We start from the raw sequence: 24963 nt of genomic DNA, 5'->3' as shown, positions 1-24963 counted from the left end.
ATGCCTGCATTAACACTAATTGACTGGGCTAAACGTCAAGGCCCTGATAACAAACAAGCTAAAATTGTTGAGCTTTTAAGCCAGACGAATGAGATCCTTGATGACATGGTTTTTGTTGAAGCCAATCAACCGACCGGTCATCGGACAACCATTCGCACGGGTTTACCGGAAGCTACCTGGCGGCTACTGAATTATGGAGTGCCTCCGAGCAAATCAACCACCGCACAAGTTACCGATACCATCGGAATGCTAGAAACCTATTCTGAGGTGGATAAAGATTTAGCCGATTTAAACGGTCAAAAAAATGAGTTTTTGCTTTCTGAGTCCTTAGCCTTTTTGGAATCAATGAATCAGCAAATGGCAGAAACCCTGATTTATGGTGATACCACGGTTCATCCGCAACGATTTACCGGTTTAGCGGCGCGTTTTAATGATAGCACGGCGAAAAATGGCGTTAATATCATTGATGCGGGTGGCACTGGCAGTAATCTCACATCAATCTGGTTGGTGTTGTGGGGGGAAAATACCGTCCATGGCATTTATCCCAAGGGTTCAAAGGTTGGCTTGCAGCAAGAACATAAAGGGCAAGTGACCCTTGAAGATGGCAATAAGGGAAAATACGAAGGCTATCGAACGCATTTTCAATGGAAAAATGGCTTAACCGTCCGTGACTGGCGCTATGTAGTACGGATTGCCAATATCGATATGGCCAAATTAAAGAAAGATCCCGAAGCAGCAGATACGCTTGATTTACCGGATTTACTGATCCAAGCCATTGAGAAGATCCCTAATCTGGCCTTGGGCCGTCCGGCAATTTATTGCAATCAGCAGATCCGCAGCTGGATGCGTCGGCAAATTAAAAATAGCAAAAACGTCAATATTTCCATGCAAGAAGTAGCAGGCAAAAAGGTAGTGACGTTCGACGAAATTCCAGTTCGTCGCGTTGATTCTATTTTAGCGACAGAGAGCCAGGTTAAATAAACCAGAGCAGCGCTGCAATGTTGGCGCTGGAAATCTGTTGCCTAATCAGGAGTAAAAAACATGATTTTAGATAAAGAGACACTTTTTTCACTTGATCAGAAAGTTACTGCTTCGGCGGAAAGTGAATCTATCATTGATTTATCCCCTATTATGGGGGAGTTCCGCGATGTCGGTATTGGTGAACCGTTGACGTTATTTATCCAAGCCAGTGAAACTGCGGCAGCGGCAGACGATGTTACCGTGCAATTTGTACTGGAAACTGCCCGAACAAAAGACTTTGCTAACCCTCATGTAATGTTCCAATCCGATGCTAAACCGGTTGCTAAGCTGGTGGCGGGCGAGCGCATCAGTGCGGTAATTCCTGCCGGTTCACAGAGTTATATGCGTCTACGCTATGTCGTGGCTAAGGGTTCACTTACCGCTGGCGCCTTTACTGCGGGGATCAACTTAACGGTAGATGCTCATCCGATTTATCACGCAGTCAGTCAATAGGGTGTGACATGTCGCAATATAAAGTATTGAAAAAATCATTTATTAATGGCCGCCTGCTTTATCCTGATGAAAGGGTTGAATATGACGGCATTGCCGGTAATAACTTGGAACTAGTTGAATCTAAGTCTGCATCTAAGCCGAAAAAAGAGCATGAAGACAAGCAAGATAATAGTCAACCAAGTGAAGGTATTGATCCAGAGCTGGCAGCGTTACGTGATGAATATCAGCAATTATTTGGCCAAAGCCCGCACCATAAAGCGGGGGCAGATAAATTACGTAGTGAAATAGACGCTAAACGAAAAGAGTTAGGGGTTTAGCCCCCGCGACGAAAGGGGGCCTAAGCCCCTTTTTTATTGGAGTTCAAAGGATGGCATCGGAAATTGAAATCTGCAATTTAGCCTTAAGTCGGGTTGGCAATAGCCGGTTTATTAATAGCTTTCGTGAAAAAAGCAAAGAGGCTGAACAGTGTTCATTACATTATCCTCATTGTCGCGATACGGTACTGACTGATTTCCCCTGGAATTTTGCCCTTAAGCGGATCGCTTTAGCGGATAGCGGAAACTCACCGCCTGAATGGCAATACGCTTATAGTTATCCGACTGATTGCATGAAAGCCATCGCCATCATTAGACCTGGTGACAAATATAGCTTACCGGATCAGGCGATTAATTTTCAGGTGGGCTCAGATGAAGCCGGCACCAGCAAATTAATTTATTGTGATCAACCCAAAGCTTGGTTGCGCTATGTGGCGAGAGTGACTGACGTCAATATGTTTGATGCTATTTTTATTGATGCGTTAGCCTGGCGCTTATCGGCAGAATTGGCGCGCTCATTGGCATCAAACGCTAATATTGGCAATGAATCTTTTCAGTTATATCAATTGGCGATTGAAAATGCGGCGGCTCATTCATTAAGTGAATCATCCGAACCAACCGATTATATCGACGAATTTACTGCTGCGAGGTTGTCATAATGCCATTTAGTCTTATTCAGCCTAGTTTTTCTGGTGGTGAAATTGCGCCTAGCCTATATGGGCGGGTTGATCTGGCTAAATATGCGTTAGCCTTACGCAAGTGTGAAAACTTTCTGGTTCGTCAATTTGGTGGCATTGAAAATCGCCCTGGCACCCGTTTTATTGCCGCGACGAAATATGCCAATAAAAAATGTCGGCTGATCCCGTTTCAGTTCAGCATCATCCAAACTTATGCGCTGGAATTTGGCGATAAATATCTACGCGTTTTTAAAGATGGTGGCCAAGTGTTGTATTCCAGTGGTGCCAATAAGGGCAAGATATTTGAACTGCCAACCCCTTATGTGGAAGCGGATTTATTTAATTTGAAGTTTACTCAATCGGCCGATGTGATGACTATTGTGCATGCTAATTATCCGCCGATGGAGTTGCAACGCTACAATCATGATGATTGGAAATTAGTCGCAGTAGAAACCCGTAATGGCCCATTTGAGGATATTAATAGCGATAAAGGGAAAAAGGTCTACGCCAGTGGCAGTAGTGGTAAAATTACCCTGACTGCAAGCCATGCTATTTTTGGCCAAGAGCAGGTAGGCAAACAGTTTTATTTAGAGCAACCCTCAGTTGATGCGGTTCCGGTGTGGGAAACTGATAAAAAAACCGCCATAAATGATCAGCGGCGGGCGGGAAATAATTATTATCGTGCTAACACAGCAGGCAAAAGTGGCACTTTAAGACCTTCACATACCGAAGGCATGGAGTGGGACGGCTGGGGCGGTGAAACCGGTATTCAATGGCAATATCTGCATAGTGGCTTTGGTATCGTCAAGATCGAGTCAGTTGGTAGTGATAGCAGAACTGCAACCGGCACGGTGATAGCGACGATTCCATCAAATGTGGTAGGCAAAGATAAAACCAGCTATAAATGGGCCCGCTTTGCCTGGAATGAAGTAACCGGTTATCCGAGTACCGTTGTCTATTATCAACAGCGGTTATTTTTTGCTAGTTCACGCGCCTATCCACAAACCATTTGGGCAAGCCGCAGTGGTGATTACAAAGACTTTGGCCGCAATAATCCGATCCAAGACGACGATCGGATTATATATACCTATGCTGGACGTCAGGTTAACGAAATTCGCCATTTAATTGATGTGGGTTCATTGATGGCGCTAACCTCCGGTGGCGAATATCAAATTACCGGTGATCAAAACAAAGTCTTAACACCGAGTAGTTTTTCGTTTTCGTCACAAGGTACTAATGGCTGCAGTAATGTGCCGCCAATCTCTGTTGCCAATATTGCGTTATATATTCAAGAGAAGGGCAGCGCCGTACGTGATTTGGCCTATTCATTTGATGTTGATGGCTATCAGGGCTCCGATCTCACTATTCTGGCTAATCATCTATTTCAACAGCACCAGATTATTGACTGGGCATTTTCGATCGTTCCCTATTCGATCGCTTGGTGTATTCGTGATGATGGTAAATTACTGACCCTCACTTATCTAAGAGAGCAACAAGTTTTTGCCTGGGCACCGCAACATACCGACGGTCAATTTGAGTCAACCTGTAGCATTAGTGAAGGGACTGAGGATGCGGTCTATTTTGTCGTTTGCCGAACTATTAAGGGTAAATCCGTTCGTTATGTGGAGCGCTTATCAAGTCGATTATTTAACCAGACTGAAAACGCCTTTTTTGTTGATTCAGGTTTGTCTTATGACGGTCGTAATAGGGATAACTCTAAGTTTGTGACGCTAATGACAAGCGCAAAAGATTGGTCATATCAGAATGACTTTACCTTGACAGTAACCGGCAGCGCAATATTTAAAGATAGCGATATCGATAATGAAATTCATCTCCCCTATTTTGAAGACGACGAAAACAAAGTATTACGCTGTCACATTATTGCGGTTATTGATGGTAATAAAGTCAGCGTATTAGTCAATAGAGATGTGCCTATCGTATTGCAAAATCAACCCACCAGCAGCTGGGGTTTTGCGCGCTTGGTGTTTGCTGGTTTAGCTCATTTAGCAGATAAAACCGTTAATGTATTAGCGGATGCTAACGTTTTGTCGCCTAAGTTAGTGAACAACGGCGCCATTACCTTAGATGATCCGGCAGTAGTTGTGCATGTGGGTTTACCTTACATCAGCGAAATGGAAACCCTTGATATTCATATTAACGGCCAAGAGACCTTACTGGATAAAAAGAAATTAATGAAATCAGCCAGTCTGATTGTTAACACTAGTCGTGGGATCTGGGCCGGCACCGAGAAAGAACGCTTATATGAATACGCTCAGCGAGAATTTGAATTTTATGATAATCCTGTTGATGACGCGACCGGTATTGTTGAAATCAATCTGGATGCTACCTGGAGCAAAAACGGTCGGGTTTATGTGCGGCAAACTGATCCACTACCCTTATCTATTTTAGCGGTCATCCCTCGCTTAGACGTAGGCGGTTTTTAAATATGGTCAGCAAACATCATGTACAAATTATTAGTGCCACCAAACAGCATATTGCGCCGTTATTGCCTCATGTCCGGCAAGCGGATATTGATGAATTTTATGCCATGTCGATGTTGTCGCCGCGTGAGGTATTGGAAACTGGGATCACGCAAGCAACACAAGCATGGGCCGGTATTATTGATCATCAGGTCGTCACTATCTTTGGTGTATCGCCAGGCTCAATTTTAAATGGGATCGGTGTGCCCTGGTTAGTCGGGTCTGATTTATTGGAAAAGTATCAAAAAATCTTTCTGCGCCGTTGTCGGCCCGTTCTTAATGCGATGTTAGCCCTATACCCAGAATTAATAAATTATGTTGATGCACGTAATCATGTGGCGAAAGGTTGGCTACATTGGCTCGGTTTTAAACTTGAAGAAGCCAAACCTACGGGAGTGCTCAACTATCCTTTTCACCGTTTTTCTATGAGAGCTGAATCATGTGTAACCCTATCGCATTAGCGGCCACGATGCTTATTTCATCGGGTATGCAAGCTTATAGTCAATATCAATCGGGCAAATTTAATGCCGATGTGGCTAATCAAAACGCCAGATTAAATGAGCAATCAGCCTCCGACGCGATTAATCGAGGCAATCTGGAAGCTGAAAATCAGCGCTCACGCACGCGGCAATTAATGGGTTCTCAGACGGCAGCTATGGCCGCTAGTGGGGTTGATTTGGGCTCAACTGGGACATTGGATTTATTGGCTGATACGGCAGCTATGGGCGAGCTGGACGCACTCACACTGGTAAATAACTCGAAGCGTGAAGCTTATGGTTATCAAATGCAGGCCCGAAATGAGCGGCTTAATGCAAAAATGTCACGTTGGCAAGGCAATATGGGCGCCATGAATACGTTACTGACGGCACCGATAAAAGCCTATAGCGTTTACCGTACGGCGGGTGGTGCATGGGATCTATCTTCAGGTAATAAAAAATAGAGGTAACCAATAATGCCAATTGTGCCTACCTATAAAGATCGTCAAGTGCGTTCAACAGCAATGCCAAATAATGGTCTAACGGTTCGTTCTACTCCAAACGATTTTGGTGCGGATATCGGCGAAGCCGTTGGGCAGTATGGCCAAGTTTTTGCTGAGGCTAAACAAAGAGCCAACGTAGCCTTATCGCAGGATGCATTACTGCAATGGCAAACCTATGCCGACGATCAACTGAATAATCCGCAAACCGGTTTATATAGTAAACAAGGCCGGAATGCCATGGGGCAATCAGATGAAGTGATGGCAAATCTCAGCAGCAAAAGAGAAGAGCTAATGGCTTCTTTACCGGAAGGTGCCAGAGCAGATTTTAGCAAACAAGCTAATGTACTGAATCGGCAGTATGCTACGCAGATTAATCGCTTTGAAATAGGCCAGATCCAAGCATTTGAGACGAGTACACATAAAGGCTCAATGGAAATGATTGCCAAGAAGGCGGCAACCAGTTTTCAGGATCCAAAAGCGTTTATTAGTCATATTACCTTGGGTGAACATAACATTGTCACCTTTGGCCGCTCCCAAGGCCAAAGTGAAGAGGAGATCATCGCTAATGTTGCCAAATTTAAAAATCAGGTAGCTTGGCAAGCAGGGCAAAACGCCATGGCTACAAATGCGATCCAAACCTTACAAACTATTGGTGAGCCTTCTGATGTTAATGGCGCTATGCGAGTGCCTGGCAATCCGGCGGATAATCGGGGGGGCCGTAACAATAATCCTGGTAATTTACGTGTTTCTGACAATCTTTGGGATGGCCAAATTGGCGATGATGGCGAATATGTCCAATTTGCCACGCCAGAGCATGGCGTTAGAGCATTAGGGAAAAATTTGCTCACATACCGAGATAAGGGAGTGGTTACCCTCAATCAAATTATTCATCGTTGGGCACCTAAAAAGGACGGTAATAACACCGAAGCTTATATTGCCGATGTTGCTAGCCGAATGAACATTGATGCCAACGTGGCGATCGATGTCACCAATATTGCTAGCTTAAAATCGCTGGCAACCGCCATTATGCAGCATGAAGGCAAACATAGCATAACTGATGCCCAGATAAATACTGGCTTACAGGCGGCCTTGGGTTTAACCCGACTGCCTGAGCCAGATAAATCCCAGTACCAGCCTGAGATAGGTAAAGCACAAGCGGGCTCTAATCCCTGGTGGCGGTTATTAACTCCTGTTCAGCAATACCAGCTACGTAAGCAAGCGGAGACGGTGCAAAATAAACAGCGGCAGGAGTTTAAAACTAGCTTAACGGACAAAGTCAAAGATGCTAATGCAATGGTGTTGCGGGGATTAACTTATAGCAATCCCCCTTCACTGGATGAATTCAAATATGCTTATGGTGAACATGACGGCATAAAAGAGTATGAACAATTTCAGCACAATCAAGGGTTGGCGGCGGATATTGCCACGGTGCAATACCTTTCTCCGCAAGCGCAACAGGCTTTATTAGCAGCGAAAAAGCCAACTGGTGATGACGATGCCGCTAATAACTGGAGACGCTACGACCTATTAAATCAGGCGATCAATAGCGTTAATAAAACAAGAACAGCCGACCCGATCCAGTTCAGCATCGATAGGCAACAAATCAACAAGTTAGATTTTTCTAATGTTCGTTCATTTACCGATTCACTGAATCAAAGATCAACCCATGTTGCTGACATAGCAAAAGGTTATCAAACTCCGCTAACCATATTTTCAGCTCAGGAACAGACCATTTTATCTCAACTATTAGATAAAGCACCGGCCAGTCAAAAAATAGAATATCTGGATGCGATCCGCCAGGGGCTTAAAAGTAATCAGAGCTATACAGCCGCATTGAAGCAAATCAGTCAATCTGATACCTCGCTTGCCGTTGCCGGCATTATTATGAATAAACCGGCCAGCATAACCGCCCAAAGTAAATTTTGGAGTAGTGATATTACCGTAACACCCACTGAGGCTGCTCAGCTAATTGTGCAAGGTAATATGATCAGAAAATTAGATAAAGGCACGGAAAAATTTATCTTTCCGAAAGAGACCGAATTGAGAGAAAACTTTGCTGATAAAGTGGGCGATGCTTTTGCTGGCGATATAAGCGGAGCCAATAAAGCTTTTGAGGTCGCTAAAGATGTCTATGCCGCCTTGATGGCCAAAAAGGGCGATATTAACGGTGAATTGGATAACGATGCCTGGATGCAAGCCATTAATATTGCAACCGGTGGTATTCATGATTATCAAGGTATGGGTAAGATCATGTTACCGTGGGGAATGAGTGCTGATGCTTTTGATAACGCTATTAGCAATGAATGGAATAGCATTGCTGCGACCTTAGGCAAAAACCGCCATTCCTCTGCCGCTATTTTTCAATTACAAAACTATGGTGATAGTCAGTATTTAATCATCCAGGGCAGCGGATATTTAAGACATAAAAATGGCCAGCCGGTCATTATCGATGTATCGCAAGAAAAAATAAGGGATGTGCCATTATGAGTTATTTTGGTTTAAATCCCGTGGTAGATAATCAACAGTTAGATGAGGCCACTCATAGCACAACTGAGCCGCAAACTGGTTTTTTTGATGCATTTTTTTCTGCCGGCTATAAAGGTCTTTATACTGGCTTAGTTGCTAAACCCGATCAGGCGCTTTGGGGGTTGGTTGATACGCTTGTTTCGCCTGTCGCTCAATCCGTTAATGATCAGTTTGCCATTAATGATAGCTCTGAAACTTTTATTAAACAGCAACGCAAACTGGCAGAACAGCAAGTTCGACGTTTAACGCCCGATCCGGCCACAACCGGAACGGCAGGCCAGGTGTTATTTAGTCTGTTTGATATCGGTAGCCAAGCAGTTGTTGCCTCAATGACCGGCGGCGCTAGCGCAGCGGCTTTATCTGTTGGTGGTATACAGGGGTTTTCTGAATACGAAAAATTAAGGGCAGAAGGCGTAGACCAAAGCACTGCAATAGATAAAGCAACCAGTGATGCCATTTTTGCCGCTGGTGGACTGTTTTTGCCCATGTCCTTAGGCTTACGTGGTGGCGGAATATTGTCCGACAGCCTTGCGGCGCAACTAATAGCAAAAGGTGGAATGGCAGGCAATATCGCTGCCCCTATCGTCAAGGCCACACCCGATATTGTTTTTGCCTCGGGTGCCAATATAGCGATGGGAATGGCTCAACGGGGATTTGCTAGCCAAATTTTAACTGCAGGTGGCTATCATGACATCGCGGCACAATACGACATTTTAGATCAACAAGCTATTGCGATAGATGCAGTGTTGGGTGCTGCTTTTGGCGGTATCGGGCGATTTATCAATAGTCGGGGAGAAAATATTAAGCCGCCTGATTTTTCTACCACTCAGCTAGATGCCGCCTTAACCGCCAACCAACAACTAAATATTGAGCTTGATACTGCAATTGGGTTACCGATTAATGCCATGTCATTAAATGGTCATGTTGCAGCCATGAACAAGGCAATGCATGATTTATCACAAGGCCGTGCTGTTGACGTTGGCAACTTATTAGCAGAGGCGGAATTTTTACCCAAAAAACTCAATAGAACTTATGTTAATTCTGCTGTCCGCGATGCACTGGGTATTAATGAAGAGCTTAATATTCAATCTAAATTCACTGATGCGGTTGTTGATAATGCTGCTACAGAAAGTAACTTTGCTTATATTTCGACACCTAAACCCAGAGATAAAGTTCAGGTAGCAAATGATGATATGGCTAAAACAGAAGGATTGGTGACCGGTGATAGAGCAGCGACTAATTTTGCGGCTGATTATCAAGGCGCTGAATTAGCAATAAAAGCGTATCCTCAGTTAGAAATAGACTTTATGGATGAGGCTGGCAATACATCAAGAGTAAAAGCAACGGATCTATATAATGAAGTTAATCGTCAGGTTGAGAATGCTAAACATGATGCCAGCTTATTTGATGTTGCCATTCGTTGTTTTCTTGGGAGATAAATAATTATGCGAGCTGAATGTATTCAGGCCGTGCAAAATGCCGCTAAACGTCCATTAAGTACCGCTGAAATAAATAATATTGAACAGCGGATTATTAAAAGTATGCGAAATCTGGCCAGAAATGATCCGGCTGCCTGGCGGCTGTTAAGCGAATCAGAACGATTACAACGTGCTGGACAATTGGCGGCGGAACAGTTGCAACATGAGGCTAATCTTAAAAAAAGACGGGTGGCCTTAACAATTTTAGCCAGGCAGCGATTGGATAGCCATATTAATAGTTTTGCTGGCAGCAAACTTGAAGCACTAAATCGAACAATCGCTTTTAGTGCCGATGGAAAAAGTAATTTTATGTCGGTGGAAACCAGAGCCAAAGCAACCTTTAATTATGCACTAAGTCAATTGCAAGAAGCATTTGCAGCCGTTGATGGACGGTTTTTCAATTTATTTGAAAATGAGCAAGCGGTTAAAGATCTTGTCTACGAAATTATGGGCCAAAAGACAAAAAATATTAAAGCCCAAAAGGGTGCTGAAGCCTGGCAGCAGGTTACTACACTACTGCGAAAACACTTTAATGATGCGGGTGGTAATATTGGTTATCTGGAAGGATGGGGCTTACCACAAGGGCATGCCAGAGATAGGGTAGCCAAAGTGACAGCAGAAAAATGGACATCTGATGTTATCGGTAAATTAGATCGCAATAAATACGTTAAGGAAAACGGTGAATTGATGAACGATGTGGAGTTAGCCGAATTTCTACGCCATGCATATGAAACGATTGCCACAGGTGGATTAAATAAAATTGGTGATCAGCCAATAGTCGGCAAAGGGATGCGAGCCAATAGAGGTAATGCTTCTCGCCAAATCCATTTTAAAGATGCTGAGGCTTATTTAGATTACCAAAAACTTTATGGTGAAAAGGCGCTGTGGGATATCATGGTAGGGCATCTAAACGGGCTTAGTAAAGATATTGCCTTAGTAGAAACCTATGGTCCTAATCCTGATCATGTTTTTAAAAGTTTGTTAAATGAACTGGCTAGTAATGAAGCGAAACAAAACCCGACTAATGCCAGAAAAACAGACCGGCTAATGCGCAATACGGAAAATTTATATAACTTTGTCGCCGGCAAAACATTACCGGTTGCCAATGTTAGGATCGCTAAATTCTCGCAAGATTTACGTAATATTCTGGTTGCTAGCCGGTTGGGTTCTGCCTTTCTGACTTCTTTTACCGATGTTGGCACCATGTACCTAACCGCTAAGGTTAATAATCTGCCGGCAGCGCAATTATTAAAAAATCAATTAGCGGCCTTTAATCCGACGAATAAAGAAGAATTACGCCTAGCGCGTCGGGCGGGGTTAGCAATGGAAACCTTATTAGGTAGCATGAATCGCTGGGCAAGCGATAATATGGGGCCGTCATTTTCCCGCTGGTCAGCCAATGCGGTTATGCGAGCCAGTGGCTTAAGTGCCTGGACAGATGCGAATAAACGTGCCTATGGTGTTACTATGATGGGCAGTATTGGTAGTCTGGTAAAAAGACATACCAATTTAGCTAAGGTTAGCCGTGATGATTTTGCCATTTTGACCAATAAAGGAATTAATCAGCGTGACTGGTCAATATGGAAATTGGCCCAACAGGAAGATTGGGGCAATGGTAATAATACGATGTTAACCCCTGAGAGCATCATGCATATTCCCAATCAAAAATTAACCTCTTTTGGCAATCCAGAACGGGTTAAATTTGAAGCGGCCAGAAAATTGTTAGGTGTTGTTACCGAAGAAGTGGATATGGCGGCCGTCACTCCTGGTGCAAGAGATAGTATGATCACCGGTGCCCCGTTGCAAAGAGGTTCTATACTGGGTGAATTAACTCGCAGTCTATTTTTATTTAAATCTTTTCCCATTGCGATGGTGGCGCGCCATTGGTCTAGGGCGATGAGTCTACCGTCAGCAGGTGGCAGAGCGGCTTATTTAGCCGCTTTCCTAGCCAGTACCACATTTTTAGGTGCTTTATCAATGCAAATTAATGATGTCGCTTCTGGTAAAAAACCAAGAGATATGCATGGTAAGGATTGGTATAAGTACTGGTTACAAGCGGCCTTAAAGGGTGGTGGACTTGGTTTATACGGCGACTTTTTATTTGATAATCATACACAATATGGTCAGGGAGCAATAGCTTCGATGCTTGGCCCAGTAGCAGGTATGGTTGAGGATATGGTTAAACTTGCGCAGGGCATACCTGTCAATGCTGTTGAAGGCAAGCCAGCACAAACCGGTAGTGATACCATAAAAATGGTTAAGGGGTTACTGCCATTTGCTAATTTATGGTACACAAAAGCAGCTACCGATCACCTGATTTTTAATCAACTGCAGGAATACTTTTCACCTGGCTATTTGCGCAGAATGGAAAAAAGAGCTAAAAAAGAGTTTAATCAAACTTATTGGTGGAGACCGCAAGATGTGGGGCCTAATTTTTGAGGGTTAATGCATTAAAGTTTGTTGAATTGATATTATAAAGTGCTGAGAAAGCGGTTTTGTTAGTGTTTATACTCAGCGATATTGATAGTCGATTATTTTGATTTTTGGCAGGTTAGTATGTATGTTCAATTATATGTTCTAATGCCCAATCATATCTCATTTCTGAACTGTTATTTAGTGAATTTTTGATAGCATTATCTCCACTGTGATACTCTTCATATCGATTAGAAAAGTCTATTGGATAAAATGTGTTGGTTTCTCTGTCATATAGAATATTTTTAAAATTTAAATCATCATGCATTATGCCTTTATCACCTAAATCGCAAATCATATGCTGAAAGCGTTCTTGCGCATTTGGTGGAAATATGTTGTCATTAATGCTGCTGAGTGGTACTCCTGGTACTTTATACATCCTAATATAAAATGTATCCTTACTTTCTATTAACGCTGCAGATCCTTCTCCATAATATTTATTAAAACAGTTCACTTCTTCTCTAAAGCAGGATTCTATATAATGTCTATCATTAGTATGTAATTTTTTTAATATAAAATTTTTATTATTAGCGTCTATATATATTTTCCCCTCTATTCCCTCTCCAATTAGCTTTCCAAGTTTAATATTTTTATTTTCTATATCGTTTTTTTCTGACAATGCAGCAGATACACTGAACTTATTATGATGAAAAATACTTGATATTCTATTAAACACATATTCACCAGTGATGTAGTTATCGATACTATAATGGAAACTAATCATAACAAATGTTTTTTATGAAATAAATTTGTTTAGTTTGTTAATTATTGTTATTGAAATTAATTTATCTTAATGATTTTATTATATTTTTTATTTCTTGATTTTTACGATTGCGTAATTAGATTTTAATAGTAGCGATTAATAGTAGGATGGGATGTTTAAGTAAGGAGAAATGATGGGGATATTTATTTTTGTCATTTTGGTGTTGATTGCGATTGTGATTTTGAATCGCAAGGGGGTACTAGATGATGGTGAGTTTGCTGTTGCTGTAGTTATTTTGCTATCTGCGGTAGCTTGTTTTATTGGTGTTACTCAATACTAATCGTTATATGATACCCATTCTCTAATAAACATCTCTTAGCTTTCGGATTAAATCCTAACGAGGAATTGAGCACTTAAATGGAATTTAGAAGTTTCGGTAATATTTTAGTTAGTTATAAAATAGAGATCAGATTAGGGTATATTTCAGACAGACATATATTAGATCAAATTTGAGCCGACAGTTTTCTCATGCAGCACACAATCAAATCTTACAGTCAGCTATGAGCGAACAAGTACGGCCAGTTTCGATTTCACGGCCGTAGCAGGATTAGTATTCCACTCCGGCGCTATTGCTGGCTCTCAGTAAGCTGCGCTCCTATTTCGTCTCGCTATCCGTTTGGCTGCTACTATTGAGTACTGGATAACGGGCACGCCGTTTCACATAGACAGGCAACGCAGTCTGTTAAACAAAGCTGCATATTATCACCTATGCAAAATCCACATGAGAAACAAGCCTGAATGGTTCAGTTTATAATATGAAGTAACTGACTGGTAGCTATGAACGAAAAAGCGGGAATTGTCTATAGGTATTAATGGTAAAAGTAGCTAATTTTAAAATGACTCTGAATCCTTGGTGATCTATGTTTGCTCAATAAGCAAACAAAAAATTAGTGTTTTCTAAGAAATTTATTTTGGTTCAAAAAAATTTTTTTTTTATCTGATATGCTACTCACCATAGAACATAACAACGATAATTGGTAATCACGTTGCCGCTTAATGAAACCTTTGGAAATCAAATATGTCTGTCAGGAGAAGTATCCCAAGTAACACTAAATTGAGGCTGTTTTCAGAATCAGGAGGACATTGTCAGCATCCTCGTTGTCTCAAACCACTTTTCCCAGTTGATATGGGCGGTGATAGGCATATTGCAGAAATGGCTCATGTTATTCCTCATGGTGAGACAGGGCCTCGACATGAACAAAGACCAAGTGAAGAGTTTGAGGCAGACTCATTTGAAAACCTAATTCTTTTGTGCCCCACGTGCCATACAATTATTGATAAAGCACCTGATTCATACCCAAGAAGTATGCTTTTAGACTGGAAGAGAAATCACCTTATAACTTTAGTTCATAGTCAAGGGATTATTTGCTATGAAGAGCGAAAACAAGCGAGATATGCTGTGATTGCAGCTATGGGTGAAAATAAGGCCATCTGGAAAGAATTTGCCCCTTGTGATGGTGCAAATTTTGAATTCGATCCTGAGTCTGAAACGGCCAATGCTTGGTCGCAAAGGATGCGAAGTGTCATATTACCTAATCACTATCGTATTCAGGCGATCATTAGCAAAAACCAGTGCCACCTGACAGTTGAAGAACAAGAAATATTTGCTCAATACCAAGAGCATGTTCGTGGGCTTACCGAACGTCATGTTTGCTGCGTTTCTGGTATAGCCATTCGATACCCTCAAGATATGGATGGAATCTTTGCGTGAATTGGCAAGTAAATTATGCTCTTGAAAATATAAACGACTGCCTTAAGAGATTAGGTTTCGCAAAACATGTGACTGGAGATGCTATCAAAATCTCAATACACGATAGACCTGATACATTGGCTATTATTTCTGCATCAGAAGAGATTACTCTTGAAATAGTTCAGCATTATCATGAACAGTTCCCAGATTTGGATTTTATTTGTGGGTACAGAAAAGCATGTGTATGGACTGGTAAGGCTATCAACTATGTAAGTGATGCAAAAATAGGATGGGGCAGTGCAGGCACTTTATATTCAGCCCTTGCAGACAACAATGTTAATACTGCGGCTCACAAAGATTATTTTTATGCGTATCGGCTTATAACGCAAATGAGGGTTGTAAGAAACATAGAAAGGGAATTTGATCGCGTATTCATTATTGATTTAGCCAATGGGCGCAAGCTTAGAGTAGGTATGCTCCTTGAGTATGAGCCGACAGCTGATGCAGTGCGCTCTTTCTGGGACAAATTTGGTAGTGTTGATGTTATGTGGAACATTAATCCCAATGGAGAGCCCACTAGTAGCGCCTTTGAAGTCGGGCGTCAACTTGGTTGCGGAGTCATGAAATGGCCAGAATTCAAAGAATCAATTCTTCGCCGTTGATGTCGGTAAGCGATGTGGCATGCCACCTTTTAAAAACGTGCCCGACATTGAAGTTTTTTGAATGCTTTATGTTTGGTTCATCGCTTTTTGGGGTTGGCACTGATTACGATATTCTGGTTGTAGGTCCGTCAGGAGAAACTTTGCTCCAACTCAAAGCAGAGTTGAAACTTGCAGGAGCGGAATTACCACTGGATATTTTGTACATGCTTTCAAATGAAGCGGAAGAAACTGATTTTGTTATAAACCAAAAATGTGTATCCATTACTCATTTAGCGGTTTGGGATTCATAGGTTGGGATGCCTTTTTGTTTTTCAAGATAATGAGACAGTGACTGGCTACTAATTGATAACTTAGCTATGTCCGCTATTAGCACAGAGCTACCTGTCAAACTTGGTTTAGCCCTGTACCATAACAGTGCCAGATTAAAGCTGAGCTAATACAGACATATTAAACATGTTATTGTTAAGTATATAGTTCGGATTATTAGATAGTAAGCTTGTGCTACTCTAATCTTTATCAATACATCAGATATTTTTAAGCCGAAATTCTTTGGCGATAGTAACCCATTTTAGAATTTGTTCGTTATTTTCTATAATATTATGAGCATTATCAAGGAGTATATCGATTATGTAAAAGTGATGGTCACCATCTTTATCGATAAAATAAGAATAAATAATAAATGCGTCGCTGGTACTGTTCCATTGTACTTGGTATCCATCATCATCTTCCCATACACATCCTTCCTGCCAAAAATGTATATGATGAAGCTCTTCATATCTGGCGCTGCGAGGTCTATCCATAGGTTTATCTCTACCTATAGTATCACTATGTGAAGGATGCTTTAATTGAATATGATAAGGGGGAATAGGTATATCGCCGAATTCAATGCACATTTGCTTGTATTTTTCGAATTTTATAATTGGTGTTTCAGCATACGGGCCGTTGTTTTTAATAAGATTTCTAACTGAATTACATACTTCTATACTTCGAGTTATTTTTAAACCCATTTGTTCCTATCTCACTTTATCCATTTCCTTTGCCAGGTTTTTAAAAGCTTCAGATATAGCTTTTTTTTCTTCTGGCGATGTTCGAATAGTTTTACGAACTTTTTTATTTTTCGCTACTTGTACCATAGTTTAGTCTACCTCGATTTATCTTTGTACGCTATTCAAGTTTTACTTGTTTATCTTTATCCAGATTCTCTTGTTAACAAGTGGATTCTTAAATAGCTATTTATTGTTACTTTATTAACGTTATTTGCTCATTATTATAGTTATTACTTTAGTTATATTTTAGACCATTTTTTGTACAAAAAGGTCTTATTAGATACTACGATTATTTCCTTAGTTATATTTTAGAACACCTTTTAGCCAAAAAATCACTTTAGATATAATAAAATTATTAGTTTGGCTAATTTTCAATATACTAAAAACAACCTTGGTTGTAAAAAAAAACAAGATTTACTTTTGCTTATAAATAAATATAAAAGCACCACTTGGGTGCTTTAACCCATAATGGATTATTTGTTTAACTCTTTAATGATATATTCAAAATGCGTCCTGATTTTGGCATCAGTTTTTAGTTTCTGACGGATATAATTTTTCATCGCGATAAGCTCAATCAAAGCAGCGCTGACATCATAGCCGTTACTATCTAATGTTATCAGTAGGTTCTCAATATTGGATTTTATCGCCAACTTTGCCACTTCACTTTCCGTGTTTAGCTTTGCTGCATAGTTTTCAGGCGCTGGATAATTAATTTTCCTATACATTTTAACCCCTGTCTTTTTCACGAAATTTAATGAGAAATCTCCATATATAATATGCTGATTCTCATATTTTGTTTATCTTTCCGTCTATTTTGTTAAACATAATTCCTTAAAAGATTTATTAAGGCTATCATGTTTATTAGTTAGATGGAGGATAGCAATAATGACTGTAGTAACTGAGGTAAGCTCGAATGAATATATCGGAAACGGGGTTACAACTGAGTTTGATTATAAATTTAGAGTGTTTAGTGATGAACACTTGGTTGTCACTGTTACTGATAGCAACGGTGATAATGAAAGAAAACTAACATTAAATAGCGATTATACGGTAACAGGTGTTAATAGTGATAAAGGCGGCAAAATTATCTTAAAGTCACCGTTAGTAAACGGCAATAAGCTATTAATAGCCAGAAATTTGCCAGCAAAGCAAGAAGTATCATTTCGCAATCAAGGGCGCTTTTATGCTGAGACCCATGAAAATGCGTTTGATTATCTTACTATGTTGATTCAACGGGTATTAGGTAATTTATCACTGTTTTTAAAACGACCAAGCATGTTATCAAACTATTTTGATGCTAAAAATTATCGGGTTTCAAACATCAGCCAACCTAAAAGTGATAACGATGCGGTTAACTTTGGGTTAATGAAATCAGCCATCAGGGATAAAGATGTTCGTTCTTTACGGGTTAATGATATTGATATTCCCGCGCTACCCGATGTTGCAACCCGCAAAAATAAGCAAATTGGATTTGATGCCAATGGCAAACCAACTTTACTCGATCCGAGTCAAACCGGCGCATTGGGTTATGTATTAGTCGATTCATTTGAAAAGGGATTTGAGGTAACCGCTCGTTACCAGGCATTACATTATGAAAAAGAGGGGGGTTATTATCGCTGGGATGGCCAACTACCAAAATTAGTAGCTAAAAATTCAACGCCTGAATCGACAGGGGGTATTAAGGTTGGTGCCTGGATGCGGATAGTGCTTGATTCGTATACTAAAGCAGAAACAGATGATAAATTTGTTAAGTTGGTTGATACCAGAGGAGTCACTGTTGCAGGATTAAATATAACTTATGGAAATCCTAGATTATCTTTTAAAACTACTAAAGATAATTCTATGGTAGATTTTGTATTAGATCCAGATAGTAAAACTTTAAATATCGACGGAGTAAAGAGCGGTGTGGGTTTAGAATATCGAGTACAAGTTCCTAAAAGTAATGGAACTCTAGCCTTAACTAATAATCCTACGGTTGTAACAGTACCTAAACTCTATGTTACAAATACCACTTCAAATGGTGAATTGGAGTTAACTGCAGCAAATAAGAATGCTTGGGTGATAGGAGCAAATAATACAGACCAAAGATTATTTGCAGTAAAAAGAGGTAGTCCAGATTTTACTGTGTATTTTCCTATCAAAGCAGGAGTTCTTGCATTACAAGGAGATAATTACACTAAATCAGAAGTAGATTCTAAATTAGCCACGGCTAAATGGACGGCTAGCAAATCTACCAATGGATGGATGAAAGATCCAAGTACTGGTGTAATTATTCAGTGGGGTAGAGTAGCTAGAAGTAATAGTTCAAGAAATTCATTTCCTATTGCTTTCCCAAATACCTTAGCAGGTATGGGGTTAGCTAATTTTAATTCCAATTCTAATCTATCTGAAATGTATGCGCCTAACATAATGGATGCGAATAATAGCGGATTTACAATGCGCCAAACCAAGGTAACTACTGGAAGTAATGCTTCTCCATTTACTGATATGAGATGGATTGCGATAGGATGGTAAAATGAAAAACAATGATATTTATTATTTTAGTGCTAAAAAATTATGTTGGTTATCTAATTCATTGAAAGATGATTATGTTAGCGCTGGTTTTTGGGATAGTACAGCTAAAAAAGTGCCTTTTAAAGTATATCAAGAGTATGCACTGTGTGCACCGCCGGAAGGAAAAATGTTAGGCGCTAATGAAAATGGTGATCCGGTTTGGCTTGATATACCTCCTAAGACAAAAAGTGAATTAATTGCAGAGGCTGAGAATAAAAGAATTGAATTAATGCAAAATGCATCCGAAGTTATTGCGCCGTTACAAGATGCAATTGATTTAAAAATAGCAACAGAGGATGAAGAGCAGCGATTAGTGGCATGGAAAACTTATCGTATATTATTAAATCGGGTAGATATCTCAGCAGCGCCAGATATTGAATGGCCAGAAGTACCCCTATAATAAAAAAGGGTTACTTACTGTTATTACGATCATAAAAATAACCCTTATGAGGTTTATTGTTTATCTTTTTGCTGTATCATAATGATTATTTGTCAACATGGTACTACACATGCAAGAAGATGCTGTTATAAAAACATCATTAAGTGTTGCTGCATTCGCGAGTTATTTTTCTGGTCTTCCTGCTGAAGTTGTTATGGGCTCAATCCTTGGCTCAATCTATTTCACGACTGCAGCGACTGAATTCACCATCTTACGTCGTTCTATTTTAGCCTTAGCCAGCTTTGTTGCTGGCTTAGTTCTTTTTAGTCCATTTGCCACAATGTTTATCTCTTTAACTACACTGATTGGCGTCAAAGCGGAATATTACAACCTTGATAGTGTTAATACGATGGGGGCGTTTGCCGCTTCTTTATTGTCGGTAAAACTAAGTATCAAAGCCTATGACAGAGTAGATCTTCCTCGGGGTAGTAGCGATGACATTCGATAAAGTGTTAGTGCTTATTAATGTAATTATTTGCAGCATAATGTTTATCCGCCTCTTCACCTTTCGGCGTAATGGTAAAAGTTATTGTAAGACGGGTGGCCGACTTGCTTGGCTGATGATGTTTTATGCCTCTAGTATACCCGTCTTGGCTTATTTCGATTCTTCCTATCAAACTGATTTACAAAATATTTTTGCTAATTCAATTATTTGTATTGCTCTATTGAAATATCGTGGCAATGTCACGCGGTTATTTAAGTGAGGTCGCTTTAAATGTCTTTGGTTGATAAACAAAATCAATTTACCGGTATGGTCGCTAAATTAATTCAGTTTGCACAAAGCCAGGGTTATAAATTGACGTTTGGTGAAGCTTACAGGACGCCCACTCAGGCAAGTATTAATGCTAAAAATGGTACTGGAATTTTAAATAGCTTGCACACCCAGCGTTTAGCGATTGATTTAAATTTGTTTGATAAAAATAACAACTATCTGACCGATAGTAATGATTACCGGTTACTGGGTGAATATTGGGAATCCATTGGAGGAAGCTGGGGAGGGCGGTTTAAAACGCGTCCAGATGGTAACCATTTCAGCCTTGAGCATAACGGGATCCGTTAATGATAAGAGTCGTTATTGGATTGAGTTTTTTGCTTGTGTCTTTTATTTCCGGTTGGTGTTTAAGCCAAGTTTATTTGGCTAATAAACAAATGACAAAAGCAATAAAACAATATCAACAAAATGAAAAAGACATAACCGCAAATATTGCATTGCGTAACTTGGCAGATAATGAGCAACAAAAGCGAATAGGGGAATATTATAATGCTAAAGAGGGCGATAGCAAACGTACAGAGAATCTGCTTAATCGTGTGCTTGATCACTTTGACAGCTTGCAATGGCAAAACGATATTAAAAAAACAGCAACCGCAGATACCGTTAACACCAATTCCTGCCGAATTGAAAGAAACCAGATCAATCAATTTTCTCAACAATTACGAAGCACACTTAAACAGTATGGGAATGAGGCTAAGCGTGCGGATGAAAACACCAGATTACTCAATTTGTGTATTATAGAATTAGGCGCTAGAGAGCAATTATTTAGTAGGTATAAATAAAAAAACCAGCCAAAAACGGCTGGTTTGGGTTTCCCTGGTGTACATAATTATTATGTTGCTACTGAGCTAATTATTTCCCATCAGGTTAATGTTGCCTATTATCTAAATTTGATAATTGCGGACTCATAAAATTTGTGATATGAAACGATAAATAATCAATTAGTATGTTAATTGGCGTGATCCACATAATTAATTGAATTATCTATATTTCTATACCAATGCATGGTACCAAAATGGAATATTCTGGCCTGAAAAATTGAACGTAAATGACTTATCGAATCAACTTCATATTTCTGTTTTATTCTCTCAATTGTTTTTCTAACTGTGACATAGGTAACAGATCGAAGAAAAGCAATATTCTTCTCGGATATCCCCATTGCAAATAACACAGCTGTTTCCAGTTGATCGCGTGCCAATTCGGGAAAAATATCTTTGTAGGCTTTTAGTTGTTCTTCAGTGATGGGGCTCATGCTATTACCCCCGTTAATACTTTACATACAGATATAACGGTAATAGACTTTTTCATAGCCTTACTCCTATTATCGGATAGGTTTAGGGTTAGCTGACTGTTGGGATTGCCGTCCCTTCAGTCGGCGACTGTTGTTTTCTAAAAAGAGATAAATGTTTGGTAAGTTTCTACCTTGATTGCATAGAAAATATTTGTGACATATTTGTGCCACACTAAGTGGCATTCAAATGACATTGATTGCAATAATCTGCATTGATAATCTGTTTGTGAGTGATAAATATCAATTAAATCAATTTGTTATCTTTTAACTTACTGACTTGTAATCAGTAGGTCACCAGTTCGACTCCGGTAGCCGGCACCAAATAAATCAAAGTTACTCAGTATGTCCCACAGTACCTTAAGGTAAGTGGGATATTTCTGGGGTGCTTTTATAGCATAAATATCTATTTATTGCCGATACCTATTAGGTAGATAGATATATCTGTAAAGTCTTTCAGTCTTTCATTTTATTTCAATCAAGACCGCACGCTCGAAACGAGTACTTGTTGTCTAAACTAGCTGATTTATGTCTTAAAATTATTTAAGTGAAACTGTTTAATATTAAAATATTTTAATTTGATTTTAGGCGGCATGTTAAATGATCTCTATTTTAACCTTGCCACCACAGTGGTATGATTAAAAGTAATATAAATAATATTGTTATAATCAATTATAGCAATTTCACTGTTTACTTTTGTTAGTAGCTAAGATATTTATATCCCTGTTATCGACAAAACCATTTTTATCCCAACAAAATTTTTCTCCGATTTCATCATCGTAATGGCATGCCGTAAAAAAAACATTTTTGTTATATATATATTCATCTGCGTTTTTATCGCTAGTGGTCACATTAGCAAATGAATATGACTGAATATGAGAGCAATAGATGATAGATAATATTTTCAAGCAATTTTTCACTATTTTTCCTTTTATTTCTTAAGTTATCAATAAACAAAATAAGTTTATCAACCATACGTTAACAATATCAATTTATTTTTAATTATTTCATTACTCTTATCTATAAGATGATATTACCAGAGTTTTATATGGATTATTATTTGTTTACTATTTAAATATCTTGCAAACTTAGAAAATTAAGTTTTATATTTAATGTGATAAATATTCTCATTATAAATTTCAATGTAAAAAATTATATTAGTATTCAGTATAGAATTAAAAGTAGTTGCTTAATATGGTAATCGAATGTGGTTTTTTATTGACAAAGGTTAAAAATTCAAAAAATAATTAAGCCATACTATGTTACTAATTAGATTAGTTAAAATATAATTAAAAATTTCTATGTTAATTAATTTTAAAATTGGTTAAAATATTTTTTGGATTTTTTCAAATGAATTTAATTTATTAGAAAAAACTTCAATAAATAATTTTTGAGAAAAGTAATTTATTTTTATTTAAATCTAATGATTTATCGTCTTTCTTGATTTTACTATTTGAATTTTTATAATAATACTATAACCTATGACGTTGCTTTTATGTTTAACATAAATTACTAATATGGTGTATTATATTATTGCTACTTATTTTATAATTAATCAAATAATATTGTTACACGATAAAAATAGACATTATTAATCCTATATTTTAATTAGATTTAGTGTTTCTTTTTTCTTCTTTTGCTGCCGAATTATTGACACTATTGTAGAGTTTAAAATCAAACCAAGAGATATGAGAAATTTCGTCAGTAGAAACAACAATATTTAAATCCTTTATTTTGTTAGGATATACATTTGTAAATTCTAACAACATAGTATCCTTGTCTCGATAGCCGGACATAACGGGAAAGAAAGAGATATATTTATTTGGTTCTTCTTTTTCGTTTGGATCTGATAATCCGCTGATAATGCCAATGTAAACTTTTTTTGAAGCGAGGTTTATCAATACTGGACGTTTAGGTGTTGACTCTAAAGCATCAAGTAACATGCAGTCAATACTACCATTTGATAATGTTTTTCTCAGTACTCTTGCATTTTTAGCTTGGCATATTTTATTGTAAGTTGCTAAATGTTTCTTACTATAAAAATAACCAAGTATATAGTTTTTTATCCAAACAATAAAAACGTATATCCATGAAAATAAAATTGATGTGACTGACAATAATGTTAACAATGCATAGATATGATCATTTTTTTCATCACCAGTTAGGATAAAGTTTTTTGCAATCAGATCTAGCAAATGAAAATTTGGCAAAAAGAATTTAATTAATACAGCAATTATCGTGGTGCAAAAAAGGCAAAAAGTACCATAAGTAGCTACTTTTAGGTATAAAAGTTGCCCATCGTGCCTATGTAATCTAAAGTAGTGGTAGGGATTTTGGACTATCATAATATAGCCGCTAACTAAAATGGGAATAAGAAGTAATGCTAACAAGCTATTTCCTTGTACTCGTTTTTTTCTGATTTACTATTAAGTTAGCCATCTTTTGCATTTCTTTTACTTCGGGCAATGCTGCAATTTCATTAGAGGGGATATAAGCGGCACCGCTTTTGTCAACACGTACAAATGCGGAAATTTTATCATTTTGTCTTTTGCTCGTTTTCTGATGATCAGTCGGAAAGTATCTGGTAATCCAATTCCGCAAAGTTGACATAATAACCACCTAAGAACGCGGACTTTTTATCAGTTAATTGATTACTTGTTTGATGGTTTAAGCATCAAACTATATTATATACTTTTTGCTGTTAATTTGTATACCGTTCAGTCTCGGCAGTTAAATTTATCGCAACGTATTAACTTCTGTTGCATTAAAAATAATTTCTTGTGTTAAAGAAAACAGTCGTAATTAGTCTATTGATTTTATTGTATAATCATATTGCAGGATACAGCAAGCAACATTTGAGTGAGATACGTTGGACTGTCTCACATAAAAGAGTAATAAATTAAATTTCTATGAAATAGCGATATTAAATATATTCTGTACTATCTTTGATAGTAACAAATTTTTTGTATAAAAATTTATACTATTATTTAGTTAATATAATAAAAATGATCAATGTAGAAAAAGTGGCTCAAATTAAAAGATTATTATTCATATTCACAATTTTTAGCTACTTTACTAGCCTATCTATTAATTGTTAAGTAATAAAAAAATAATATGTTTATATATGTTAGGTTTGAGCCAATCTTTCACTAGCTATTAGTAGCCAAGCTATTCTGAGAGATTTATTAATGCTAGCAATATTGCAGTTAATGATTTTATCTCAGACAAATGTTTTATTTTATCAGTCAGGATTACAAACAGAAACTCTTGTTATTTTTTTAGTTGCCAAAATGTTAAATTTATCAGATTTTACTTCGGCGTTATTATAAAGTTTTTTAGTGTACGATTTTT

At 38.5% G+C, this 24963-nt stretch carries 26 protein-coding genes; 20 read left to right on the top strand and 6 right to left on the bottom strand.

Features of this window, described 5'->3' with window-relative positions; translation table 11 throughout:
- The 10 genes from QE177_RS09005 to QE177_RS08960 are packed head-to-tail and all read left to right on the top strand — an operon-like array spanning position 1 to position 12366.
- Positions 1 to 981, top strand: coding sequence for a major capsid protein (locus tag QE177_RS09005; protein ID WP_280548910.1), 981 nt, complete (start codon positions 1 to 3; stop codon positions 979 to 981).
- Between the two features lie 60 nt (positions 982 to 1041).
- Positions 1042 to 1473 (top strand): Bbp16 family capsid cement protein, encoded by a 432-nt coding sequence (locus QE177_RS09000; RefSeq protein WP_280548908.1) that lies wholly within the window; start codon positions 1042 to 1044, stop codon positions 1471 to 1473.
- An 8-nt stretch (positions 1474 to 1481) separates the two neighbouring features.
- Positions 1482 to 1790 (top strand): hypothetical protein, encoded by a 309-nt coding sequence (locus QE177_RS08995; protein ID WP_280548906.1) that lies wholly within the window; start codon positions 1482 to 1484, stop codon positions 1788 to 1790.
- 50 nt (positions 1791 to 1840) lie between these two features.
- Positions 1841 to 2446 (top strand): hypothetical protein, encoded by a 606-nt coding sequence (locus QE177_RS08990; protein WP_280548904.1) that lies wholly within the window; start codon positions 1841 to 1843, stop codon positions 2444 to 2446.
- On the top strand, positions 2446 to 4908 hold the full coding sequence (locus tag QE177_RS08985; RefSeq protein ID WP_280548902.1) for a hypothetical protein: 2463 nt from the start codon (positions 2446 to 2448) through the stop codon (positions 4906 to 4908). Before QE177_RS08990 ends, QE177_RS08985 begins: the two co-directional genes overlap by 1 nt.
- Before the next feature lie 2 nt (positions 4909 to 4910).
- Positions 4911 to 5405 (top strand): hypothetical protein, encoded by a 495-nt coding sequence (locus tag QE177_RS08980; RefSeq protein WP_280548900.1) that lies wholly within the window; start codon positions 4911 to 4913, stop codon positions 5403 to 5405.
- Positions 5384 to 5884, top strand: a complete 501-nt coding sequence (locus tag QE177_RS08975) for a hypothetical protein (RefSeq protein WP_280548899.1) — start codon at positions 5384 to 5386, stop codon at positions 5882 to 5884. The genes QE177_RS08980 and QE177_RS08975 overlap by 22 nt, the downstream gene beginning before the upstream one ends.
- 12 nt (positions 5885 to 5896) lie before the next feature.
- Positions 5897 to 8410: a hypothetical protein gene (locus QE177_RS08970; RefSeq protein WP_280548897.1), complete on the top strand. Its 2514-nt coding sequence runs from the start codon at positions 5897 to 5899 to the stop codon at positions 8408 to 8410.
- The gene (locus QE177_RS08965) at positions 8407 to 9888 is read left to right on the top strand and encodes a hypothetical protein (RefSeq protein WP_280548895.1); all 1482 of its coding nucleotides are present in this window, start codon (positions 8407 to 8409) and stop codon (positions 9886 to 9888) included. Before QE177_RS08970 ends, QE177_RS08965 begins: the two co-directional genes overlap by 4 nt.
- Positions 9889 to 9894: 6 nt before the next feature.
- Positions 9895 to 12366 carry a hypothetical protein gene (locus QE177_RS08960; protein WP_280548893.1) on the top strand — a complete coding sequence of 824 codons (2472 nt, stop codon included), beginning with the start codon at positions 9895 to 9897 and terminating at the stop codon, positions 12364 to 12366.
- Between the two features lie 112 nt (positions 12367 to 12478).
- Here QE177_RS08960 and QE177_RS08955 read toward each other — a convergent pair whose 3' ends face one another.
- Positions 12479 to 13075 (bottom strand): hypothetical protein, encoded by a 597-nt coding sequence (locus QE177_RS08955; protein ID WP_280548891.1) that lies wholly within the window; start codon positions 13073 to 13075, stop codon positions 12479 to 12481.
- A gap of 217 nt (positions 13076 to 13292) precedes the next feature.
- Between QE177_RS08955 and QE177_RS08950 the strand changes: the two genes are divergently transcribed.
- From QE177_RS08950 to QE177_RS08935, 4 genes are all read left to right on the top strand, one after another.
- Entirely contained in the window at positions 13293 to 13442 is a 150-nt protein-coding gene (locus tag QE177_RS08950; RefSeq protein ID WP_280548889.1) for a hypothetical protein, read from the top strand.
- Positions 13443 to 14180: 738 nt separating this feature from the next.
- Entirely contained in the window at positions 14181 to 14873 is a 693-nt protein-coding gene (locus tag QE177_RS08945) for an HNH endonuclease signature motif containing protein (RefSeq protein ID WP_280548887.1), read from the top strand.
- The gene (locus QE177_RS08940) at positions 14870 to 15514 is read left to right on the top strand and encodes a hypothetical protein (RefSeq protein WP_280548885.1); all 645 of its coding nucleotides are present in this window, start codon (positions 14870 to 14872) and stop codon (positions 15512 to 15514) included. Before QE177_RS08945 ends, QE177_RS08940 begins: the two co-directional genes overlap by 4 nt.
- The gene (locus QE177_RS08935; RefSeq protein WP_280548883.1) at positions 15478 to 15804 is read left to right on the top strand and encodes a hypothetical protein; all 327 of its coding nucleotides are present in this window, start codon (positions 15478 to 15480) and stop codon (positions 15802 to 15804) included. Before QE177_RS08940 ends, QE177_RS08935 begins: the two co-directional genes overlap by 37 nt.
- A gap of 234 nt (positions 15805 to 16038) precedes the next feature.
- Here the strand turns inward: QE177_RS08935 and QE177_RS08930 are convergent, their stop codons facing one another.
- Together QE177_RS08930 and QE177_RS08925 are read right to left on the bottom strand one after the other, a co-directional pair.
- Positions 16039 to 16407 carry a type II toxin-antitoxin system YafO family toxin gene (locus QE177_RS08930; protein ID WP_280548881.1) on the bottom strand — a complete coding sequence of 123 codons (369 nt, stop codon included), beginning with the start codon at positions 16405 to 16407 and terminating at the stop codon, positions 16039 to 16041.
- Between the two features lie 626 nt (positions 16408 to 17033).
- A complete protein-coding gene (locus tag QE177_RS08925; protein ID WP_280548879.1) occupies positions 17034 to 17285 on the bottom strand; it encodes a hypothetical protein in 252 nt (83 codons plus the stop codon).
- Positions 17286 to 17445: 160 nt separating this feature from the next.
- Here QE177_RS08925 and QE177_RS08920 point away from each other — a divergent pair, with 160 nt between their 5' ends.
- The 6 genes from QE177_RS08920 to QE177_RS08895 all read left to right on the top strand — a co-directional run bounded on the left by QE177_RS08920 (position 17446) and on the right by QE177_RS08895 (position 21106).
- A complete protein-coding gene (locus QE177_RS08920) occupies positions 17446 to 19074 on the top strand; it encodes a hypothetical protein (protein WP_280548877.1) in 1629 nt (542 codons plus the stop codon).
- Between the two features lies 1 nt (position 19075).
- The gene (locus tag QE177_RS08915; RefSeq protein WP_280548875.1) at positions 19076 to 19513 is read left to right on the top strand and encodes a tail fiber assembly protein; all 438 of its coding nucleotides are present in this window, start codon (positions 19076 to 19078) and stop codon (positions 19511 to 19513) included.
- A gap of 109 nt (positions 19514 to 19622) precedes the next feature.
- Positions 19623 to 20000 carry a putative holin gene (locus QE177_RS08910; RefSeq protein ID WP_280548874.1) on the top strand — a complete coding sequence of 126 codons (378 nt, stop codon included), beginning with the start codon at positions 19623 to 19625 and terminating at the stop codon, positions 19998 to 20000.
- Complete coding sequence (locus QE177_RS08905; RefSeq protein ID WP_280548872.1) at positions 19987 to 20256, top strand: phage holin family protein; 270 nt, start codon at positions 19987 to 19989, stop codon at positions 20254 to 20256. Before QE177_RS08910 ends, QE177_RS08905 begins: the two co-directional genes overlap by 14 nt.
- Before the next feature lie 11 nt (positions 20257 to 20267).
- Positions 20268 to 20612: a M15 family metallopeptidase gene (locus QE177_RS08900; protein WP_280548870.1), complete on the top strand. Its 345-nt coding sequence runs from the start codon at positions 20268 to 20270 to the stop codon at positions 20610 to 20612.
- Positions 20612 to 21106 carry a hypothetical protein gene (locus tag QE177_RS08895; RefSeq protein ID WP_280548868.1) on the top strand — a complete coding sequence of 165 codons (495 nt, stop codon included), beginning with the start codon at positions 20612 to 20614 and terminating at the stop codon, positions 21104 to 21106. Before QE177_RS08900 ends, QE177_RS08895 begins: the two co-directional genes overlap by 1 nt.
- A gap of 167 nt (positions 21107 to 21273) precedes the next feature.
- Here the strand turns inward: QE177_RS08895 and QE177_RS08890 are convergent, their stop codons facing one another.
- The 3 genes from QE177_RS08890 to QE177_RS08880 all read right to left on the bottom strand — a co-directional run bounded on the left by QE177_RS08890 (position 21274) and on the right by QE177_RS08880 (position 24222).
- On the bottom strand, positions 21274 to 21576 hold the full coding sequence (locus QE177_RS08890; RefSeq protein WP_280548866.1) for a transcriptional regulator: 303 nt from the start codon (positions 21574 to 21576) through the stop codon (positions 21274 to 21276).
- Positions 21577 to 23216: 1640 nt separating this feature from the next.
- Positions 23217 to 24002, bottom strand: a complete 786-nt coding sequence (locus QE177_RS08885) for a hypothetical protein (RefSeq protein ID WP_280548864.1) — start codon at positions 24000 to 24002, stop codon at positions 23217 to 23219.
- 1 nt (position 24003) lies between these two features.
- A complete protein-coding gene (locus QE177_RS08880) occupies positions 24004 to 24222 on the bottom strand; it encodes a hypothetical protein (protein WP_280548862.1) in 219 nt (72 codons plus the stop codon).
- Positions 24223 to 24963: the final 741 nt, after the last annotated feature.

The organism is Arsenophonus sp. aPb, from assembly GCF_029873475.1.
Classification (GTDB): domain Bacteria; phylum Pseudomonadota; class Gammaproteobacteria; order Enterobacterales; family Enterobacteriaceae; genus Arsenophonus.
The sequence above is the reverse complement of the archived record's forward strand: the minus strand, read 5'-3'. Positions and strand labels throughout refer to the sequence as shown.

Coding starts and splice junctions, on each gene's coding strand:
- QE177_RS08925 (WP_280548879.1), bottom strand. CDS start 17,285: ATGTATAGGAAAATTAATTATCCAGCGCCTGAAAACTATGCAGCAAAG.
- QE177_RS08980 (WP_280548900.1), top strand. CDS start 4,911: ATGGTCAGCAAACATCATGTACAAATTATTAGTGCCACCAAACAGCAT.
- QE177_RS08895 (WP_280548868.1), top strand. CDS start 20,612: ATGATAAGAGTCGTTATTGGATTGAGTTTTTTGCTTGTGTCTTTTATT.
- QE177_RS08995 (WP_280548906.1), top strand. CDS start 1,482: ATGTCGCAATATAAAGTATTGAAAAAATCATTTATTAATGGCCGCCTG.
- QE177_RS08960 (WP_280548893.1), top strand. CDS start 9,895: ATGCGAGCTGAATGTATTCAGGCCGTGCAAAATGCCGCTAAACGTCCA.
- QE177_RS08965 (WP_280548895.1), top strand. CDS start 8,407: ATGAGTTATTTTGGTTTAAATCCCGTGGTAGATAATCAACAGTTAGAT.
- QE177_RS08975 (WP_280548899.1), top strand. CDS start 5,384: ATGTGTAACCCTATCGCATTAGCGGCCACGATGCTTATTTCATCGGGT.
- QE177_RS08920 (WP_280548877.1), top strand. CDS start 17,446: ATGACTGTAGTAACTGAGGTAAGCTCGAATGAATATATCGGAAACGGG.
- QE177_RS08880 (WP_280548862.1), bottom strand. CDS start 24,222: ATGTCAACTTTGCGGAATTGGATTACCAGATACTTTCCGACTGATCAT.
- QE177_RS08890 (WP_280548866.1), bottom strand. CDS start 21,576: ATGAGCCCCATCACTGAAGAACAACTAAAAGCCTACAAAGATATTTTT.
- QE177_RS08915 (WP_280548875.1), top strand. CDS start 19,076: ATGAAAAACAATGATATTTATTATTTTAGTGCTAAAAAATTATGTTGG.
- QE177_RS09005 (WP_280548910.1), top strand. CDS start 1: ATGCCTGCATTAACACTAATTGACTGGGCTAAACGTCAAGGCCCTGAT.
- QE177_RS08930 (WP_280548881.1), bottom strand. CDS start 16,407: ATGTGCATTGAATTCGGCGATATACCTATTCCCCCTTATCATATTCAA.
- QE177_RS08935 (WP_280548883.1), top strand. CDS start 15,478: ATGGCCAGAATTCAAAGAATCAATTCTTCGCCGTTGATGTCGGTAAGC.
- QE177_RS09000 (WP_280548908.1), top strand. CDS start 1,042: ATGATTTTAGATAAAGAGACACTTTTTTCACTTGATCAGAAAGTTACT.
- QE177_RS08900 (WP_280548870.1), top strand. CDS start 20,268: ATGTCTTTGGTTGATAAACAAAATCAATTTACCGGTATGGTCGCTAAA.
- QE177_RS08950 (WP_280548889.1), top strand. CDS start 13,293: ATGATGGGGATATTTATTTTTGTCATTTTGGTGTTGATTGCGATTGTG.
- QE177_RS08985 (WP_280548902.1), top strand. CDS start 2,446: ATGCCATTTAGTCTTATTCAGCCTAGTTTTTCTGGTGGTGAAATTGCG.
- QE177_RS08910 (WP_280548874.1), top strand. CDS start 19,623: ATGCAAGAAGATGCTGTTATAAAAACATCATTAAGTGTTGCTGCATTC.
- QE177_RS08905 (WP_280548872.1), top strand. CDS start 19,987: ATGACATTCGATAAAGTGTTAGTGCTTATTAATGTAATTATTTGCAGC.
- QE177_RS08990 (WP_280548904.1), top strand. CDS start 1,841: ATGGCATCGGAAATTGAAATCTGCAATTTAGCCTTAAGTCGGGTTGGC.
- QE177_RS08945 (WP_280548887.1), top strand. CDS start 14,181: ATGTCTGTCAGGAGAAGTATCCCAAGTAACACTAAATTGAGGCTGTTT.
- QE177_RS08970 (WP_280548897.1), top strand. CDS start 5,897: ATGCCAATTGTGCCTACCTATAAAGATCGTCAAGTGCGTTCAACAGCA.